This is a genomic window from Gardnerella sp. DNF01180P (genome assembly GCF_049244205.1).
Lineage (GTDB): Bacteria > Actinomycetota > Actinomycetes > Actinomycetales > Bifidobacteriaceae > Bifidobacterium > Bifidobacterium swidsinskii.
This window is the reverse complement of sequence record NZ_CP058386.1, coordinates 1,490,665-1,508,887: the sequence shown is the minus strand read 5'-3', so window position 1 is coordinate 1,508,887 and position 18,223 is coordinate 1,490,665. Positions and strand designations below refer to the sequence as shown.

The following is an 18,223-nucleotide window of genomic DNA, read 5'->3' as shown; positions in this document are numbered from 1 at the left end:
CGCTATACGCTTTATTAGACAATCATATTTTGTATTTGTTTTTGATTGTAAAGCGCTTTTGCGTACTAAAAGCGTCATCGCGATGTGACATAATGCAAGTATGTCGAAATCGAATGCTTCAAGTATGAATGCTTCAAAGATGGGTGCGTTGAATATGAATTCCTCAAGTGTCAATAATTCATCACACAGCAAGTTATTAGTTGTGTTGACTTCAGCTGCAGTAATTGTGGTTTTGGCTCTAATTTCAGCATTTATGTGGCCAGGTTGGGCATTAAATCACGAAAACGTTGCGAGCAAAAATCATATGGTAATGCCTAAAACGCCTTCTATACCATCGAAACCTTTGCCAGCATCTTCTACGGCATTGCTTAAGGCTATGCCAGATAGCGTACTTGATTTCGCTCGTGTTGACGCTATACCTAGTGCAACTTGGACTGAATCGTCGCCTTTGGAGGAATATTCTGTTAAGTACTCAACTGGTCAGCCAGATGGGGAAGTGTCTGTAACTGTTGCTCAATGGTCGAATCGCGATTCTGCAAACAAACAGTATGAGGCGTTAGTTGATGGACTTAAGGGTTCTGATATCGCAAGTGGAAAAATTCAAGTTTCTGGCAAGACTTCCGGTAGCTATGTGTTGCGAAATGATGAAAATGATAAATCACAGGCTAGTGCATTGTGGCAGAACGATACCGCTGTTTTTGAAGTGAACGGCGCAAAGCAAGCAGTAGAGCGTTTTTATCACAGATTCCCAATGTAAATTGTTGTAAAAAATGATGTTCTTTGTAATATCACTCCACAAAGTCGTTAAAACGGTGTAACATTAGGCAAGTTGCACACTTTACATAGGAATGGAGGCTTCAGATGGGTTCTGTCATCAAGAAGCGCCGCAAGCGGATGAGCAAGAAGAAGCACCGCAAACTGCTGCGTAAGACTCGTCACCAGCGCAAGTAATTTTCTTGCTATGCGTTGATGCGTGTCTGAACGTTTAGGCACGTAAGACTTTTTTGAAGCGTCGGTTTTCCCGGCGCTTTTTTATATACAAAAAAATAGAGCCCGTGTTTACGGACTCTACTTTTCGCTTAGTTTCGCTACTTATTTGGGTTGGTAAGCGTGCGAGGGCCGTTAGGATCGCCGACGATCACGGTGTCAACCATGTTCAAGAACAAGCCGTGTTCCACAACGCCAACAGTTTCAATCAAATCCTTCGCCAACTCCTGTGGATGCTCAATGCGCTCCATATGCAAATCAACCACGAAGTTGTTCTCGTCGGTGCGAACTTCTTTGCCGTCTGCATCAAGACGCAAAACTGGCTTATATCCGCGCTTTTCGAACTTACGAATCACTTGCGCGGAGCCGAATGGAATCACCTCAACAGGAAGTGGGAACTTGCCAATCGTGTCGACTACCTTGCTTGCGTCAACAATCCACACAATGCTATCGGAATTAATAGCCACAATCTTTTCCCAAAGAAGAGCTGCGCCGCCGCCTTTAATTCCGTTGAAATTCTTGTCAACTTCGTCGGAGCCGTCGATTGTAACGTCAATGTGATCCACTTCGTTAATGTCGAGAATCTTAATGCCGTAGCCTTCTGCTTGCTCTTGTGTGCGACGAGAAGTGGTGACTCCTGTGAAGCTCAAGCCTTCTTCCTTAACTCTGCGACCAAGCTCGTCAACCAAGAAGCGCACTGTAGAGCCGGTGCCAAGACCAACCATCATTCCATTCTTTACAATCTTTGCGGCTTCAATGCCGGCTGCTTTTTTAAGCGCGTCTTGTTGTGCTTTATCCATTATTCCTGCTTTCTTATGTTTTGTTATTCCCGAGTTCGTCGATGAACTTCCATCGCATTTGCGGGAGAGGCGCTTATGCTTTTATGCGTGCCTCGTTTTCGTACATTTCCATATTAGTCTGCGTGCAGATTTTTTGAACGGAGCTGGGCGCTCGCACCCTCCAAACGCGGGCGTGACGACCTGCTTTCGCGCTCAAAGTGTAACGCGCGAAAGCAACTCGGAGCGTGAGCTTGCTCAAGTTGAAAGCACGGTGTGCTTTCAACGCAAGCTCAGTAGCGAGCGCGCCTAGACCGCGCGAGCGATCTACTACGTTTGGAGCTCAACGCCGAGCAAATTCCAAAGTAACCTATGAAAGGTAGAAGGCGGTTGGAGATAAATGCAAGGTGCCGTCTGGTTCTACGTAGCCGTTTACGTTGATTGTGCCGGAAATAAAGCGCGCCTCGCCGTTAAAACTTGGGCTTGTGTTTGGTGGTGGAGTAAATTGCAGCACGCCAGAAACACTTAATCCTTGAACTGGTTTAGATGCAGTTTGCGTAACATTTTGCTTTGTTTTTGGAACTTCTTGAACAATAGTTATAGCGTCTTGCTGGTGTGCATCTTGCTGGTGTGCATCTTGCTGGTGTGCATCTTGTTCATTTTCTATTGATAGTGCATCTTTTTCGCTATTTTCTAACGTTTCACGCTTTGTTTCACGCGCTTGTTCGCGCGCTGATTCATTTGCAGATTCAGTTAGATCACTAGTGTTTTTACTATTTTGTGCAGAAAAATCAGGATTAATATCTTCGCCAACTGTGCGTTCAAGATGGTATTTTGCATGAGAAATTTTGCCGTCTAAAAGCATTTTCGCATCACTTGGCACATTCGTACCTTTTGCATATTCAGAAGCAAGAAGCGACTTCCAGCCTTCTAAAGGCAAGTATCCGTCCTTCAAACCATTTCGGCAATCTTCCGCATATCCGCGCGCTAATGTATCAACTTTTTCGTTTCCTTCGTTTCCTGCGTGACCCTTAACCCACACGAATTTTACGGCGCCTTCGCGCTTAGTAATTTCCGCGTCGATTGCTCGAATCAGCTCGGCATTTTTAACAGGTTCATTTTTAGAGTTTTTCCAACCGTTCTTTTTCCATCCGTGAATCCACGTAGTTGCGCAGTTAATAGCGTATTGTGAATCACTTTCGATTGTGAGCGGCTCTCTTCCAGGATGTGCTCGTAAAGCTTCTAAAACCGCGCATAATTCGCCAATTTGATTTGTGCCATTAGTTGCGCCTCCAGCATCTGCATTGCCTGTGTGATGATGTTCGTTAGAGCTACCAGACTCGTCAATGTGATCTGCCCACGCCCAACCCATTGAACCATTCGGGTTTCCGAGCGCGGAACCGTCTGTTGAAACAACAATCATGACAAAACCTTTCAAAAATGCGCCGGCTGCAGATTGCAACCAGCGCAATTAGTAGATTTCTTTATTTACGCAAGATTATTACGTTACGCTAAAGCCTTGTCGACTACAGCAGTAGCTTCCTCAAGCACCTTGTCAAGTGCTTCTGGAGAAACGAAGGATTCTGCGTAAACCTTGTAAATATTCTCGGTACCAGATGGGCGAGCAGCGAACCAGTTGTTCTTCGTCGTCACCTTCAAGCCACCAATCTTTGCGCCGTTTCCAGGAGCTTCCGTAAGCTTTGCGGTAATATCCTCACCAGCAAGCTTAGTTGCTTCAACGTCGTTGCCGCTCAAAGCTGCAAACTTCTGCTTTTGCTCAAGTGTTGTTGGGGTATCGACGCGCTTATACCAGCTTTCGCCAAAGCGAGCAACCTGATCCTGGTGAAGCTGAGCTGGGTTCTTGCCAGTCTTTGCAGTAATTTCCGCAGCGAGCAAATCAGGAATCAAGCCATCCTTATCGGTGGTCCACACGCGACCATCTTTGCGCAAGAAGCTCATGCCGGAGCTTTCCTCGCCGCCGAAAGCAACTTCGCCGCTAAAGAGTGGGTCAACGAACCACTTGAATCCAACTGGAACTTCCACAAGCTTTGCGTTAATAGAAGCAGCTACGCGGTCAATCAAGGAAGAAGACACAAGCGTCTTGCCGATAGCAGTATTCTTTGGCCAATCCGGGCGAGCACCGCCGAACAAGTACTCCACGCACACCGCGATGTAATGGTTCGGGTTCATAACGCCCCAGTTCGGGCACACAATACCGTGACGGTCAGCATCTGGATCGGTGCCGCCAACCAAATCGTACTTATCCCAAGCGCCAGCGTTAAGCTGATCAACTAAGCCCTTCATTGCGTAAGGGGAGCTTGGATCCATACGAATCTTGCCATCGTGGTCAATAGTCATGAATCGCCAAGTTGGATCAACTTCTGGACGCACAACGCCGATGTTCAAGCCATACTTTTCGTTCATAAGTGGCCAGTAGTTTACACTTGCGCCGCCGAGTGGGTCAATTCCCAAACGTACGCCGCTAGAGCGAATCACATCAAAATCGATTACATTAGCCAAATCGCTAACGTAGTGTTCGCGGTAATCGAATCCTTCAACCAAATCAGACTTGATTGCTTCCTCGAAAGGTACGCGCTTTACAGACTTGTAGTTGTCGAGCAATTCATTTGCTCGAGCTGCAATTGCGTTAGTTACATCTGCAGGGGCAGGACCGCCTGTTACAGGATCGTACTTAAAACCACCGTCGGTTGGTGGGTTGTGTGAAGGAGTGACGACAATGCCGTCAGCCAAGCCGTCGCCGCTAAAACGCTGAGTGCCGTCGGCTGCGCGATTATGCGTCAAAATAGCTTGAGAAACAACAGGAGTTGGCACGAAATCGCCGCGAGAATCCACGCGAACGTGAACTCCGTTAGCAACCAAAACCTCAATAGCGGTTTTTTGAGCAGGCTCAGAAAGAGCGTGCGTATCGCGACCAATATAAAGAGGGCCAGTTACGCCAGCTTTCTTGCGATATTCAGCAATAGCTTGCGTAATAGCCACAATATGAGCTTCGTTAAACGAAGTTTTCAAAGCAGAACCACGGTGACCGGACGTGCCGAAAATCACGCGCTGTTCTGGAATGTTGGAATTTGGAACTTCATCATAGTAAGCGCCAACCAAAGCGTCGACGTCGACTAGATCTTCTGGGGTGGCGGGCATTCCCGCATTTTTTGCTACCATAATTTTTTATTTTGCCACGGTGCTTGTATTTTATTTATTTTTTGGCACTCTTACGCACAATGCTTGCTTGTCAACAGTGAAGCGCAAATGTTTCGTATAGCCCAAAATGTCGCCGTCTACTTGCACTGGAGCAGATTTTTCTAATTGCACTTCTGCGCTAAAACCTTGCGTTTGGTCAATTCTTGAGCCTGCAGAAAGCGAATCCTGCTGGAGCGCGCGCCCTGTTAGCGTTTGGTGTATTACTCCTCGGAACAAATTAGCCCAACCAATTAAACCGCCCGAAGTGTCAATAATCTCAAAATCAAGCACACCATCGTCATATGCTGCTTCTGGCATAAGCGAAAACATAGGAATCTGACCGCAATTTCCAGCCATAAGTGTGCGGAAAGTCAATCCTTTTAGCACGCTTTCGTCGCCATTCGAACGCTGTAAGGTAACGGTTGCGCGATATTTTGGCATAAACAAATGCTTTACGCCAGAGACAAAATAAGCAAGCCAACTAATATTCTTTTTTAAGTTTGGATCAGTGTCGTCAATCATTAACGCGTCAAAACCAATGCCTGCAATAATTAAGAATGCGTGTCCATGATCTTCTTCTGGATTGTCGAGAATCGTTACGCGCCCAACGTCAACCTGCCTAGAGCCGTGAGAAGTTGCAACACGCAACGCAGCATCCACGTCGTTTACTGGAATTCCCATATTTCTAGCAAAAAGATTGCCAGTTCCAATAGGAATAATTCCCATCGCGTGACCTTTACCGCTTACTGCGCTCGCAACAGTACGAACCGTGCCATCTCCGCCTACTGCTACTACTACGTTAGCTCCGTTTGAAAGTGCTTCTAAAGCGCATTCGCGTCCATCTTTATCTAACTGTGTATCAATAATTTCGTAGGTTAAATTGCGTTCTTTGCAATAATTTTTAATACTTTCGCGATACGATTTCGCTTGTGGTTTTGAAGGATTAAGTATGAATGCGTAATGCACTGAGTCGCCATGTCGTTGAGCAAGTTTTTCTGCCAAATGATGACGTTTTAAAGCGCGCGAAACAATCATGATGACGAATGGAGCGAGTACAAGCGCGAATACAATCATCATAAGAGCAATAGTCGCTTGAATAGGCATAGTTGGCATACCTCCTATTCTTGCACATTATTTTTTCTACAATACTAAATTTTGCGGCATATTGCGAATATTTACGTTTTTTACACATTTGTATAGTATGTATTGTTTTTATAAATACCGTTTATTGCTTGTATTAGATGTTTATTAGTTACTCATCAGGTGTCGGCTAGTTGCTAGTTAATTGTGCATTTTGCTGCTTTTGCTTGTTCTTTGCTCGTTTTTCACGTGTATTATTCGCATTAATTCTGTACTAAATATTTAGTTAGTTATATAGCTAGTTATGTAACCAGTTATGCTCTCCTGCTTCGCTAATACTAATTTCGTGCGTCGCTAGTGGTAAACTGTGCAAGCGTATCTGTCGCATACAACTATTGAGCAGAGGTTTTGAATATGGCTGAATTACAGCAAAATTTTGAGGGAGATGAATCCCTCAATATTACACCTAGTAATATGCCTGATGATGCTAGTGACGATACTGTTGCTTTTATGCAGGTTCCTCAAAGTCATGTAGAAGATCAAATAGCTGATAATTCTGTTAATTATGAGGGAACTCTTGCTGATAATTTAGACGAAGTCGCCGATGAAGAAGATACTTCTGGAGACATTGTTGACGATATCGTTGAAGATATTGCCGGTAATAAGAAGAATGTGTTTGGTAATAATGCTGCATCTTATGGCATGTATGCAAATGCAACTCCTGCCGATTCAACTGCAACCGATTCATTTAGAGTAGTAGAGCCGAAAGCAAAGAAACATCGTACGAATCGTTCCGCAATGGCGTTGATGTATTCGCTTCTTATTTTTGTTATTTTGTTAGCAGCAGCATTTTTTGCACTTCATTTGTATTTCAACAATCGAGTTGCTCCAGGTGTTGATTTTGGTGATGCTTCTATTACGCGCAATCTCACTGGCTATCAGGAAGATTCTGTAAGCAAGACTGTTCAGAATGCTGTGGATCATAGCGAATTAGAAATTAGTGACGATCAAGGAAATAGTATTGATGCAGATTTGAGTCAGCTTGGTGTCAAGATTGATAAGAACGCAACTGTAAAAGCTATTATGAATGCTAAGCGAGATAATTTATTTACTCGTATTATGCCTTGGGTTCATCAAACTGTGAGCTTGAAAGCTGTACGTGATGATTCTGCTTTGGATTCGTACTTATTGCATAAGTTTATTCGTGAGAAGGATCGTGCTGTACCTTATAGTGCAGTTTTCGACAAGGATTCTGAATCTTACAAGGTAGAGGATGGCATACCTGGTCGCACTATAGAAACTATGTCTGTTCGTGAAGCAGTAAAAAAGTTAATTGCTTACCCTGGTAAAACAGTAAAAGTTTCTGTTACATCTCGACGCACTGACGCTCCTATTAAGCTTGATGCAGCGCAGAAACTTGTAAATGATTTAAATAAACTTCTTGAGAAAAAAATCACGTTTAATAACGGTGACGGTAAAGATTTTACGGTTCCAAAAGAAGCGATTGCGTCTTGGATCAGTATAAAAGCAGATACGACTCGCCGTAAGCTTTCTTACACAATTGATGCAGATAAAGCAGATTATTATTTGTCTCAAGTTCTTCCAAAAGAACTTAATCAGCAAAAAATTAATCAAGAAGATGCAATTGATAAAGAAGGTAGGTTTATTTTCACAACGCTTAAAGGTTCTAATGGTGTTGAAATTAACTATTCCAATAGTGTTGCGAAAAAGGCTGTAGAATCTTTGCGCAATGGCAATGATTTCAAGATGGCTGTTCCTGCGAAAATCACTAAGTTTACCGTTGAAAAGAAGCTTGTTGAAATGCGCATTGTTGTTGACAAAACAACCCAAACGGCTTCTGTTTATAAGAATGATGAACTTGTAAAAACATTCCCTGTTTGCACAGGTAAGCGCGGTGCTGATGATTCAGCTTCCGGCACATTCTTTATTTACTTGCGTTATGCTTCACAAGATATGCGCGGTAGGAACGGCGATGGCTCTCCTTACTTCTCTCCTGGAGTGCGTTGGGTTAGCTATTACCATGGTGGAGAAGGCTTCCACACTGCTTCTTGGAATTATAAGGGTATTGCAACTGGCGATGCTGCAAATCACGGCTCTCATGGTTGCATAAACATGTATGAGCAGGATGCTCGTTGGATTTTTGAAAATTGCCCACGTGGCACTATTGTACAAATTGTTGGCACGACTCCAGATGGTCCGGTACGCGAATGAGCGAATCTGTGGGTAACTCACTTAACAAAGATGAACGCGCCGAAGAACTTTTGCTTTCTGCGCGTTCTAATCTTGAGTGTGTGCAAAGTCCACAATCTACTCCGAAGTTAGCTGCGTCTAGACGAATTAGCAGCGCGCCAATTCCTGTGCATGTTACTGCAACATTGTTTGACACTCCGTCTAAAGCTGAGTGTATTGACAATAAGCCATTGCTTGTGCGTTTTGGTCGCAGGCTCGTTACGTCTATTGTCGGCATGTGGATGCGTCTTGCTGGTCGTGTTGCTCGTCGTCTTGGCTGGTTTCCAAGTGTTGAGCCATATATTGGGTATGGAACGCATAGATATGCTCGCTTGATTTGCAGAACTGTGTATGCTCCAAAGCTTGGTCATCATTCTGCTCTAAAACGCGGAATTTACGCGATGCTTGTTGTTCCTGCTGTGCGTGTGCGCGTGGCTTTGTCTATTGACGGTATTCCTGTAGAAACAGCTCAAATTGGCGATTCTGAAATATACGATAAGCCTGAAGGTTCGCGCGATGGTAGTGCAGAGTATTGTATTTCTGACCGTGCAGGGTATTTAGATTTAATTACTGAGCGCGCTTTAGAGCCTGGTCGTCACGTTGTTTCGTATTCTGTTAGTGACCGTGAGCCTGTAAAAGCGAGCTTGTTTGCTATTGACGCAAATGTTCCTGTTGGTGTTATTTCGGACGTTGACGACACTATTATGGTAACTCAAGCGCCTTCGCCAATTCGTGCTGCTTATAACTTGCTTATTATGAATCCTGCTCATCGTTCGCCAGTTACTGGAATGTCTGAGTTTTTCCAGTCTTTAGAGCGTTTACGTGACGATATTCCATTTTTCTATCTTTCTACTTCTCCGTGGAATGTTGAGGCTTCAATTCGTCACTTTATTGATCGCGAAAAGTTTCCTGAGGGTCCTCTTCTTCTTCGTGATTTGGATCCACGTCCTAAAACTTTTATCCCAAACGGACCGCAGCATAAATTAGAATTTGCAACTCAGCTTATGGATGATTTTCCGGGTATGCGTTTTGTGCTTATTGGCGATGATGGTCAAAAGGATCCTTTAACGTATGCGAATATTATTCGTAAGCATCCAGGTCGTGTGCTTGCAGTAGGTATTAGGCAATTGCGTAAGCATGCTACTGTTGAGGATTTTCGTCGTAAATTATCTCGTGATTTTGCGGTTGCTTTAAGTGCGTCTAAGCGTGCATATGTTTTTTCGGATGCTCTTGATACTACGTGTGAAGCTGCGCAAGAAATTCCTACTATGGCGATCGAAAAATTACATAATGCTAACGAGTTTTCTGGTGATATTGATGATTTTGATGATGCTCAAATGCGCATAATTGAAGCAGAAGGTGCTGTTGGTACTTTGCAAGGCGTGCCATTTTTTGCAGCTCCTCAAGGCAAAGATTTAGCTAAAGCAATGCTTCCGTTTATAGAGGAAGCGATTGCGAAATAGTATAAAATAATTGCAAAATAATTTTGTAATATTAAAGAATTGCAGAAAATATTTCGTTACTAATATATAAAAGCTGAAGAAAATACTTAATGAAAATTAAAAGAGGTGTAGCTATGAATAATCAAGATTTTGCAAAGCCAAAAGCGGCAGAACGCATACCGTCGACGCGTGAATTCCATGGCGACACTTATATAGACGAATATGCTTGGATGAAAGATCGCAATAATCCTAAGCTTATGGAATACATCAATAGTCAAAATGCTTATACTGAACAGCGTGTAAAGCACTTAGAAAACTTGCGTTCTACATTATTTGACGAGTTGCGCTCAAGAGTTCAAGAAACAGACATGTCTGTTCCTGTGCGCATGAATAATTACTGGTATTACGTGCGCACTGAAAAAGGCAAACAATACGCTGTGCAATGCCGTATGAAAGTCAAAAATAGTGACGATTGGAATCCGCCAACTATCGACAATTCTGCAAAACCTGGCACAACTGATGGTGAAGAAATTTTATTTGATGCAAACCTTGAATCTGAGCACTCTGGTGGCAAGTTCTTTAGAGTCGGTGGAATGGATTTGAGTACCGACGGTTTGAGAATGCTGTACGGTGTCGACACTCAAGGCGATGAACGCTTTAACTATTTTATTCGTGACTTTTCTACAAAAACATGTTCTTGGTTGCAGTTAGAAGAATCGTGGGAAAATCTTGCTTCTGCTTCACTTTCTCCAGATGGAAAATGGGTGTTTTATGTAAAGCTTGATGATGCTTGGCGTCCTTATCAAGTTTGGAGGCATAAGGTTGGCACTAGCGTTTCTAATGATGTAAAAGTTTTTGAAGAAACTGACGAGCGATTTTTTGTTGACGTGTATGAAAGTTTTGACGAACGATACATGATGATCAGCAGTAGTTCAAAGACTACGTCGCGCGTGCTTATGCTTCCTTTGAGCAATCCTGAAGGCGAATTCCGTATGGTTATTGAGCCGGTTGAGGGGGTGGAATACGATATTTCTTTCGCTTGCTTTGAGAATGCTGGCGAAAATGGTGAAGATATTCCAATTGCGATTGTGTGCCATAACGCTAAAAATCCTAATTTTGAAATTGACATTATTGATATGAGAGGAAATTCCGGCAAGTTTGATGAGCATATAACGTATAAGCTTTCGGATGGAGTATGTGTTGCGTCGGGTTCTCCTTATGGTTGCGAGCAGGGAGATGCTTGGCAACAAGGTGCTGGAAGTGAGCCTATTACAAAGCCTTATAATTCGCCTCAAAATCCTGAAATATTGCAAAATGCAGTTGGATTGAGCATAAGCGGATTGTCAATGTACAAAAATTATGTGGCACTAGCTTATCGTTCTCAAGGTTTGCCGCATTTGGCTGTAATGAGCAAGAAGCGCGCTGTTGAAGATTTTTTGCAAGCAAAACCGTGGCGTTTTTGCGAAGTGCGACCGCTTTCTTCCCAGCTTGCGAATCAATTTACGGATCAACTTTCTTCTCAACTTGTGGATCAAGCGCAAGCCGAATCACGTGCTGCGCTCGCAAATATTTCACAAGAAGAAATCAACAATAATCGCCTATTGAGTATTTCTATGACTGGAAATCCTTCGTACGAAGCTCCGCGTATGCGTTACGCTTTTGGTAGTTATGCGACTTTAGGTCAACTTCGCGAGTTGGATCCTTTAACAGGCGAAGATGTGTTGCTCAAGCAAGGTAAAATTTTAGGTGAATTTAATGAGCGCAATTATGCTGAAAAGCGCGTTTGGATTACTGCTCGAGATGGTGAGCGTGTGCCAGTGTCTCTTGTGTGGCGTCCGGATAAAATTTCTCAAACTGACTCAATGTTTATTACTGGTTATGGAGCGTATGAAGTTAGTTCAGACCCTACTTTTTCTGTCGGTCGCTTGAGTTTGCTGGATCGCGGCGTGTTATATGCGCAAGTGCATGTGCGAGGCGGCGGCGAAATGGGTCGTGCGTGGTATGAACAGGGTAGGCGCGTCAATAAAAAGCATACTTTTGAAGATTTTGCTGATGCCACGCGTGCTTTGCAAAATGCTGGTTTTGCTTCCGCTTGTCATACTGTTGCAAACGGTGGTTCAGCAGGAGGCTTGCTTATGGGTGCTATAGCAAATATGGCTCCGGAATGTTATGCAGGAATTGAAGCAGACGTGCCTTTTGTAGATGCCCTTACGTCTATGCTCGACTCTTCTTTGCCGCTTACTGTAACAGAGTGGGATGAGTGGGGCAATCCACTCGATGATCCTGAAGCTTATGCTTATATGAAATCGTATACTCCTTACGAAAATGTGCCTTGCGTAAAAATGGAAGATGGTCGCAAAAAGTTAGCTGATTTTCCGAAAATCTTAATCACGTCCTCTATTCACGACACGCGCGTGCTTGTTACGGAACCTTTAAAATGGCTCGCTAAATTGCAAGCTTCTGGAGTTGACGCAATTGCTCGTATTGAAACTGACGGTGGTCACGGTGGCACTTCTGGCAGGTACAGGCAATGGCAGGAGTTAGCTTATGAAAACGCATGGTGCCTGCATGTTATGGGTATAAACAGTTAGTTGGAAGCGGCAGAAACTTTACTGCGTTGTAAAGTAAATGTCGTTTCCACGCCTTTCGTGATATCATGGGTCAAGTGATGTGCGTTTTTCGCTTGCGTTTGCGCTCATTTACATACAGGTAGTTCAATGGAGATATCTACTTATTGCTTAATGAAGGGGTAGAGCAGCAATGGCAACACTCAACGTTGACAGCGATGAATTTTCACTGCAACATACCGCATTGTTTAAGCAAGTTCCAGCTGATCAAGTAAAAGAATTGATGCAGTATTTACAAGAATCAACATTTAAAAAAGGTTCTGCAATTTTTAATGAAGGCGATACTGACCATCGAATGTACTTGCTTGAGCGTGGAAGAGTAAAATTAGTTCGTCATTCAAACGACAATCGTGTGCAATTGTTAAGTATTCACACTCCTGGCGAAATTCTAGGCGAAATTCCCGTTTTTGACCCTAGCGGCGGTCCTCGTACAGCTTCAGCAATATCTATTACCAACAATACTAGAGTTTTATGGCTAGAAAATGACGTGTTATTCCATTGGTTAAACAATCACCCTAGTGTTGCAGTAGATATGCTTCAAGTGCTTGCAGCGCGCATGCGAGCAAATAATGAGCGAATTTCCGATTTAGTTTTTATGGATGTTCCTGCTCGTTTAGCAAAGACTTTGCTGAATTTAGCTTCAAGATTTGGTGAGCCTATGAGCGATGGCTTGCTTGTGCCGCATGATTTAACGCAAGAAGAGCTTGCGCAACTTGTTGGCTCGTCACGCGAAACAGTTAACAAAGCGCTTATGGATTTTGCAAACAGGGGTTGGATTATGCGCCAAGGCAGGTCAATTATTATCTATAAGCCTGGCATGCTTATTCGTCGAGCTGAACGTTAAAATGCGAATGTTTATGATGCTAGTTTTCAAGTAGAGGCAAACCTTTAAAATAGTACGCATGCCGAAAAAGAATTCACTGACTGTTCGCCGTGTGTTAGCGCTGTTCCTTACCTACATCACTTTGTGTGTTGCAGGAGGTATTGCAGCAAGTATTATGTTTGTTCCTGGCGTAATGAGCGTGAATAGTGTAGTGAAAACAGTAGTGCCTTCACTTCGCGTTGACGGCATCGATTTTGATGTTACCGCGTTGCCGCAAAAATCGCGACTTTACGCTTCTGATGGCAAAACTATTATTGCAACTTTTTATGCTCAAAATCGCACTGTAGTGCCGCTTCGACGCATATCGCAATATATGCAGCGAGCAATGGTTGCTCGTGAAGACCGTCGATTCTTTGAGCATTCCGGCGTAGATATGCAAGGTGTTATTCGCGCATTCGTGCAAACATTCGTTAAAAAGGGAGATATGCAAGGTGGCTCTTCCCTAACTCAGCAATATGTAAAAAATGTGCTTATGATTAAGGCTCGCGAAAATAACGATTCTTTAGCTGAGTATCACGCTTCTGAAGGCACTATTGCACGTAAATTACGCGAAATGCTTATTGCAATTCAAATGGAGAAAAAATACTCTAAACTTGAGATTTTGCAGGGATATTTAAATATTGCGCAGTTCGGTAGCAATAATATTTACGGCGTAGAAACTGCAGCTCATCGCTACTTCAATACGAGCGCTGCAAAACTTAATCTTGTGCAATCAGCAACTATTGCTGCAATTACAAAGAATCCTTCGCGTTATGATCCTTCTATTGAAACAAATCAGCCTGAAGCGCAAAAGCAGCGCAATATTGTACTTGATTTAATGCTTCGTCAAGGTTTTATTACTAAGAGCGAGCATGATTCCGCTGTTGCTATTCCTCTTAAAAGCACTCTTAACATACAGAGGGAAGTTTCTAAAATTGGATGTCAAGCTGCAGGCGACGCAGCATTCTTCTGCGATTATGTGACGAAGAAAATTTTGCACTCTCGCGAGTTTGGTAAAACTGCTGCCATGCGCGAAAAGTTGCTTACTGAGGGTGGTCTTGATATTTACACAACTATGGATTTGCGTGCTAGTAAGGCTGCTATGAAAGCTGCTAGGGATACGATTCCTGTAAATGATAAGAGCGGTTTTGAGGTTTCAATTGCGGCAATTAAGCCTGGAACTGGTGAAGTTTTGGCGTTTGGTAGCAATCGTATTTATGATGCTACGGATGCTGCAAAATCAGATCCTACGCATACGGCTTTGAACTACGCTGTCGATGAACGAGATGGTGGCGGTCTCGGTTGGCAAATTGGTTCTACTTGGAAGCCAATTAATATGGTTGCGTGGATGCTTGCTGGAAAGTCAATTAATCAGCCTCTTCGCACTTCTATGCTTTATAATAATGCTGATTTTAATTGCAGCAAATTCCGCGGAGTTGGTAGTTGGTCAGTTCAAAACTCTGGTGGTGGCACAACTAATCCGGAAACTCCTTTGCAAGGTCTTGTGCGCTCGCATAACACCACTCAGGCTTCTATGGCTCAGCAAATTAAGCTGTGTTCAATCGCGGATGCTGCTCGCATACTTGGCTACCACAATTCGCCTCTTGGTCAGGAAAGCGTGTATTCTGCTAACTCGCTTAATCCGCCTATGACGATTGGTTCTGTGCAAGCTTCGCCTTTAACTGTGGCGAATGTGTATGCAACTATTGGTGCTGATGGCGTGGCGTGTGATCCTATTGCTATTAAGCGAGTTGTTGACAAAAACGGTAAGCGTTTGAAAGTTCCTAGTGCGCATTGCCATCAAGCAATTCCAAAGGGAATCGCTCAAACTGCTGCTTATGCGCTGAATCAGGGTGTTGTGCAACCTGGCGGCGAGGCTTCAACTACACAACTTGATGGCGGTCGCAAGACTTTCGCAAAAACTGGTACTAACGAGCAGTACTACATGACTACAGCTGGTTTTGTGCCGTATCAAGTTGCTTCGTTTGTGGCAGTTGGTAACGCTGAATCACAGAAAAGCTTTAATGGCATGACTATTAACGGTCGCACAATGGCAGCTTGGTACGGTATGTATATTGCAACCCCAGCGTGGAAACAGTTTATGAACGACTATTTGAAAGCTGCTAACATTCCTGTTGACAACGATTATGGCAAGCCTGATCCAAAGTATACTGCCGGTGGAACTCTGCCCGGCACGCCTAAAAATACTGTTAAAACTGATCAGCAGAAGCGAGATGAAGACGCCAGAAAGCAGGCAGCACAAGAACAGCAGGAAGAAGCTAAGACGCAAAAGAACACGCAAGATCAGTACGGCACTGCTCGCCGCGACGACTATGGTGATTCAGAAACTGATAATTACTAAATGGTATTTGTTAACTCGTAATTGCTAGTTAACTTACTAAATACTAAGTTGTTTTGTGCTGTTCCTTATAATACAAATAAACCCTTACTTATGCTACTTGATTGTGAGCAAAGTAAGGGTCATTTTTAGCGCAAATACGCACTGTGCTAGTTCAAATCCGCACCAACTGCGTCTGCAACATGCTCAAAGCCGTCGCGTTTCAAAAGATCCGCAAGCCCGCGTTTCAGCGTCGTAATTTGTTGCGGTCCTCTGTACATAAGTGACGTAATAAACATAACCAAGTCAGCACCTGAGCGAATCTTCTCATATGCTTGCTCTGGCGTAAATACTCCGCCAATGCCTGCAATAGCAAAACGTTCACCAAAAGCTTTGCGCGTGCGTCGAATAAGCTCGTTGCTTGCGCTGTAGGTAGGACCTCCAGAAAGTGCTCCTTGCCAATCTTCCGGAACATCAAGTCCTGCGCGATTCTTTTGCAAGTTCGCAATACTTACTCCGTCAACTTTATGTTCTGCAAGAACGTCAAGCAAAGACTTGAACTGTTCCCAACCGCCGTGTAAATTAAGCGGCATCTTAACTAACGTTGGCTGAGGTCGCTTAATAGTGTCAAGATCAGTGAATAATTTGTCAAGTGCTTCCGGCTGACTAAATGGTTCACCCACACGCGTGTTCGGGCATGAAATATTTACTTCAATTATTGAGCTTTTTCCGGCTGCACGTTCCATAGAAATATGGTAGTCTTCAATTCCTTCTTCCAAGTCGCCAACTAAGTCGTCGTTTGTGCGCGCAATAGAAATAGACATATTCATAGATTTTGCGTGCGTCCAAGCTTTCTCGGCTCGTGCAACAACGGCTTCGCTGCCATCGTTTGCTAGTCCTGCGTGTACAAGAATAGAGTCATATTCTGGAAGGCGATGATACCAAGGTTTTTGATTTCCTTCGCATGGTCGGCTTGTGGTAGAGCCAACTGTTTCAAATCCAAAGCCGGCGTTGTCTAGCACGGTTGCCATTTGGCAATTTTTATCTAGTCCTGCACTTAAGCCAAACGGGTTTGCAAAATTCACACCCATAACGTTAGTTTCTAGCACCGGGTCTGTGTAGTTAAGCATTTCGCGAAGAAGCCACATTAACCCAGGAGTGCGCTCGCTAAATTTGCAAAAATTAATCATGCGATCATGCGCTTCGTCTGGAGGAATGTTAAAAACGAAATGCGGTTTAATAATGTGTTTGTATGAGAATGTAAAAAGGTCTGTCGTTGTTTTATTGACGACATTGTGCAATGAGTGTTCAGAAACGTAATACATATTTATATAGTAGGGCATTATTGTTATATATGCCATTCCTTAGTGTATTTTGTGCGTTTTCTTCCTTAGTACGCGTTCGTTTTTGTGCGATTTTTCACAAAACCTGCTTTACTTGACAACAAAATGTGCGTTCTTTTCGTTTTAATGCCCTGAAACGCTCAATTACGTTTGTTTTTTGCGTTTACGTGTGCGATAATGTTCGTATGATTTCTTCACAGCGTCAACATTTGATTTTAAGTCGTCTCCGTACGCGCGGTGCTGTTCGCATTACTGCGCTTTCTAAAGAACTGAACGTTTCTGCTATGACGGTTCGCAGGGATATCGCAGAGCTTTCGGATCGTGGGCTTTTAAAGCGCGTTCACGGCGGTGCTGTAACGACTAATACTCTGCTTTCGGAGCCGCTGTTTTCTGTAAAGTCGCAAATGGACATTGGTTTGAAGGATGCGATTGCGCGTTTGGCTGTGGACTATGTTTCTCCTGGGGATGTGATTGCTATTGGCGGCGGTACCACTGCTTATGTGTTTGCGCAGCATTTGCTCGAGTCTCGCAGGGCTTCTGGCATTACGATTTTGACTAATTCGATTCCTGTTGCGGAGCTTGTGCAAGCTTTAGAGTCGAAGGATGTCGAGGTTATTGTTACCGGCGGCGTGATTACGCGTTCCAATTCGCTTGTTGGGCCTATTGCAGATAAAGTTGTTGCTTCTCTTCGTGTGAATACCGTTTTTCTTGGCACGCATTCTGTGTCTCTTCCTCGCGGATTCCTTATGCCAAATTCTTTGGAAGCTGCTACTGATATGGCGTTAATGGATATTGCGGATCGCACGATTATTTTGACGGATCATACTAAATGGAGTTGTACGTCGCTTTCGCTATTTGCTCGTTTTGATCAGGTTGATACTGTTATTACCGACGATGGTTTGGATGCTGATTCTCAGCTTCGCACTCGTGAGCTTGTAAAGGATTTGGTTTTGGCACCTGTTATTGATGAGCGAGATGTTCTTGATGCGTCTAATGCTGACGATTTAGTGAGTTCTGGAGATTCTGACGATTTGCTTGATTAGTATTTTTGCAAATATTTTTGCAAAGTTTAATTTTGCGCGCTGATGATTTTAATGCCCGAGTGAGTTGTTTACGCGGGCATTTTTGGTTTTTTCTGTTTGGTTTTGCTTCAAGTGTGTCGATGTTTAAACAAATTTTGCTATGTTTAAATAAAGCGTGCCGATGGTTAAATATTGCGTTTTTTGTTGTTTTATAAGGCAGTTAGAGAAATCACAAAACTCAAACCTTAAAGAAAGCTGAAAAAATGTTAAAAAAATCCAGTATATGGCGTGTCGCGTA

General features: G+C 43.5%; 13 protein-coding genes. 8 read left to right on the top strand and 5 right to left on the bottom strand.

The window, feature by feature from the left end; all coding sequences use genetic code 11:
- Positions 1-100: 100 nt before the first annotated feature.
- Both HXT40_RS06085 and HXT40_RS06080 read left to right on the top strand, forming a co-directional pair.
- On the top strand, positions 101-757 hold the full coding sequence (locus HXT40_RS06085; RefSeq protein WP_004109607.1) for a hypothetical protein: 657 nt from the start codon (positions 101-103) through the stop codon (positions 755-757).
- A gap of 104 nt (positions 758-861) precedes the next feature.
- The gene (locus tag HXT40_RS06080; RefSeq protein WP_004268639.1) at positions 862-951 is read left to right on the top strand and encodes a 30S ribosomal protein bS22; all 90 of its coding nucleotides are present in this window, start codon (positions 862-864) and stop codon (positions 949-951) included.
- Positions 952-1,088: 137 nt separating this feature from the next.
- Here HXT40_RS06080 and rpiA read toward each other — a convergent pair whose 3' ends face one another.
- From rpiA to HXT40_RS06060, 4 genes are all read right to left on the bottom strand, one after another.
- Positions 1,089-1,787 carry a ribose-5-phosphate isomerase RpiA gene (rpiA, locus tag HXT40_RS06075; RefSeq protein ID WP_116440352.1) on the bottom strand — a complete coding sequence of 233 codons (699 nt, stop codon included), beginning with the start codon at positions 1,785-1,787 and terminating at the stop codon, positions 1,089-1,091.
- A 346-nt stretch (positions 1,788-2,133) separates the two neighbouring features.
- A complete protein-coding gene (locus HXT40_RS06070; RefSeq protein ID WP_421777232.1) occupies positions 2,134-3,234 on the bottom strand; it encodes a ribonuclease H family protein in 1,101 nt (366 codons plus the stop codon).
- Between the two features lie 35 nt (positions 3,235-3,269).
- Positions 3,270-4,943: a phosphoglucomutase (alpha-D-glucose-1,6-bisphosphate-dependent) gene (pgm, locus tag HXT40_RS06065; RefSeq protein ID WP_004125604.1), complete on the bottom strand. Its 1,674-nt coding sequence runs from the start codon at positions 4,941-4,943 to the stop codon at positions 3,270-3,272.
- A 30-nt stretch (positions 4,944-4,973) separates the two neighbouring features.
- Positions 4,974-6,074, bottom strand: coding sequence for a diacylglycerol/lipid kinase family protein (locus HXT40_RS06060; RefSeq protein WP_103013802.1), 1,101 nt, complete (start codon positions 6,072-6,074; stop codon positions 4,974-4,976).
- Between the two features lie 381 nt (positions 6,075-6,455).
- Here HXT40_RS06060 and HXT40_RS06055 point away from each other — a divergent pair, with 381 nt between their 5' ends.
- The 5 genes from HXT40_RS06055 to HXT40_RS06035 all read left to right on the top strand — a co-directional run bounded on the left by HXT40_RS06055 (position 6,456) and on the right by HXT40_RS06035 (position 15,584).
- Complete coding sequence (locus HXT40_RS06055; protein WP_116431919.1) at positions 6,456-8,273, top strand: L,D-transpeptidase; 1,818 nt, start codon at positions 6,456-6,458, stop codon at positions 8,271-8,273.
- Positions 8,270-9,754 (top strand): App1 family protein, encoded by a 1,485-nt coding sequence (locus HXT40_RS06050; protein WP_064622129.1) that lies wholly within the window; start codon positions 8,270-8,272, stop codon positions 9,752-9,754. Before HXT40_RS06055 ends, HXT40_RS06050 begins: the two co-directional genes overlap by 4 nt.
- An 89-nt stretch (positions 9,755-9,843) precedes the next feature.
- The gene (locus HXT40_RS06045; protein WP_116431918.1) at positions 9,844-12,324 is read left to right on the top strand and encodes a S9 family peptidase; all 2,481 of its coding nucleotides are present in this window, start codon (positions 9,844-9,846) and stop codon (positions 12,322-12,324) included.
- 169 nt (positions 12,325-12,493) lie between these two features.
- Positions 12,494-13,204, top strand: coding sequence for a Crp/Fnr family transcriptional regulator (locus HXT40_RS06040; RefSeq protein ID WP_004110206.1), 711 nt, complete (start codon positions 12,494-12,496; stop codon positions 13,202-13,204).
- A gap of 58 nt (positions 13,205-13,262) precedes the next feature.
- Positions 13,263-15,584: a transglycosylase domain-containing protein gene (locus tag HXT40_RS06035; protein ID WP_421777231.1), complete on the top strand. Its 2,322-nt coding sequence runs from the start codon at positions 13,263-13,265 to the stop codon at positions 15,582-15,584.
- A gap of 146 nt (positions 15,585-15,730) precedes the next feature.
- Here HXT40_RS06035 and HXT40_RS06030 read toward each other — a convergent pair whose 3' ends face one another.
- Positions 15,731-16,885, bottom strand: a complete 1,155-nt coding sequence (locus HXT40_RS06030; protein ID WP_421777230.1) for a quinone-dependent dihydroorotate dehydrogenase — start codon at positions 16,883-16,885, stop codon at positions 15,731-15,733.
- A 203-nt stretch (positions 16,886-17,088) separates the two neighbouring features.
- Between HXT40_RS06030 and HXT40_RS06025 the strand changes: the two genes are divergently transcribed.
- Positions 17,089-17,946, top strand: coding sequence for a DeoR/GlpR family DNA-binding transcription regulator (locus HXT40_RS06025; RefSeq protein ID WP_004105415.1), 858 nt, complete (start codon positions 17,089-17,091; stop codon positions 17,944-17,946).
- Positions 17,947-18,223: the final 277 nt, after the last annotated feature.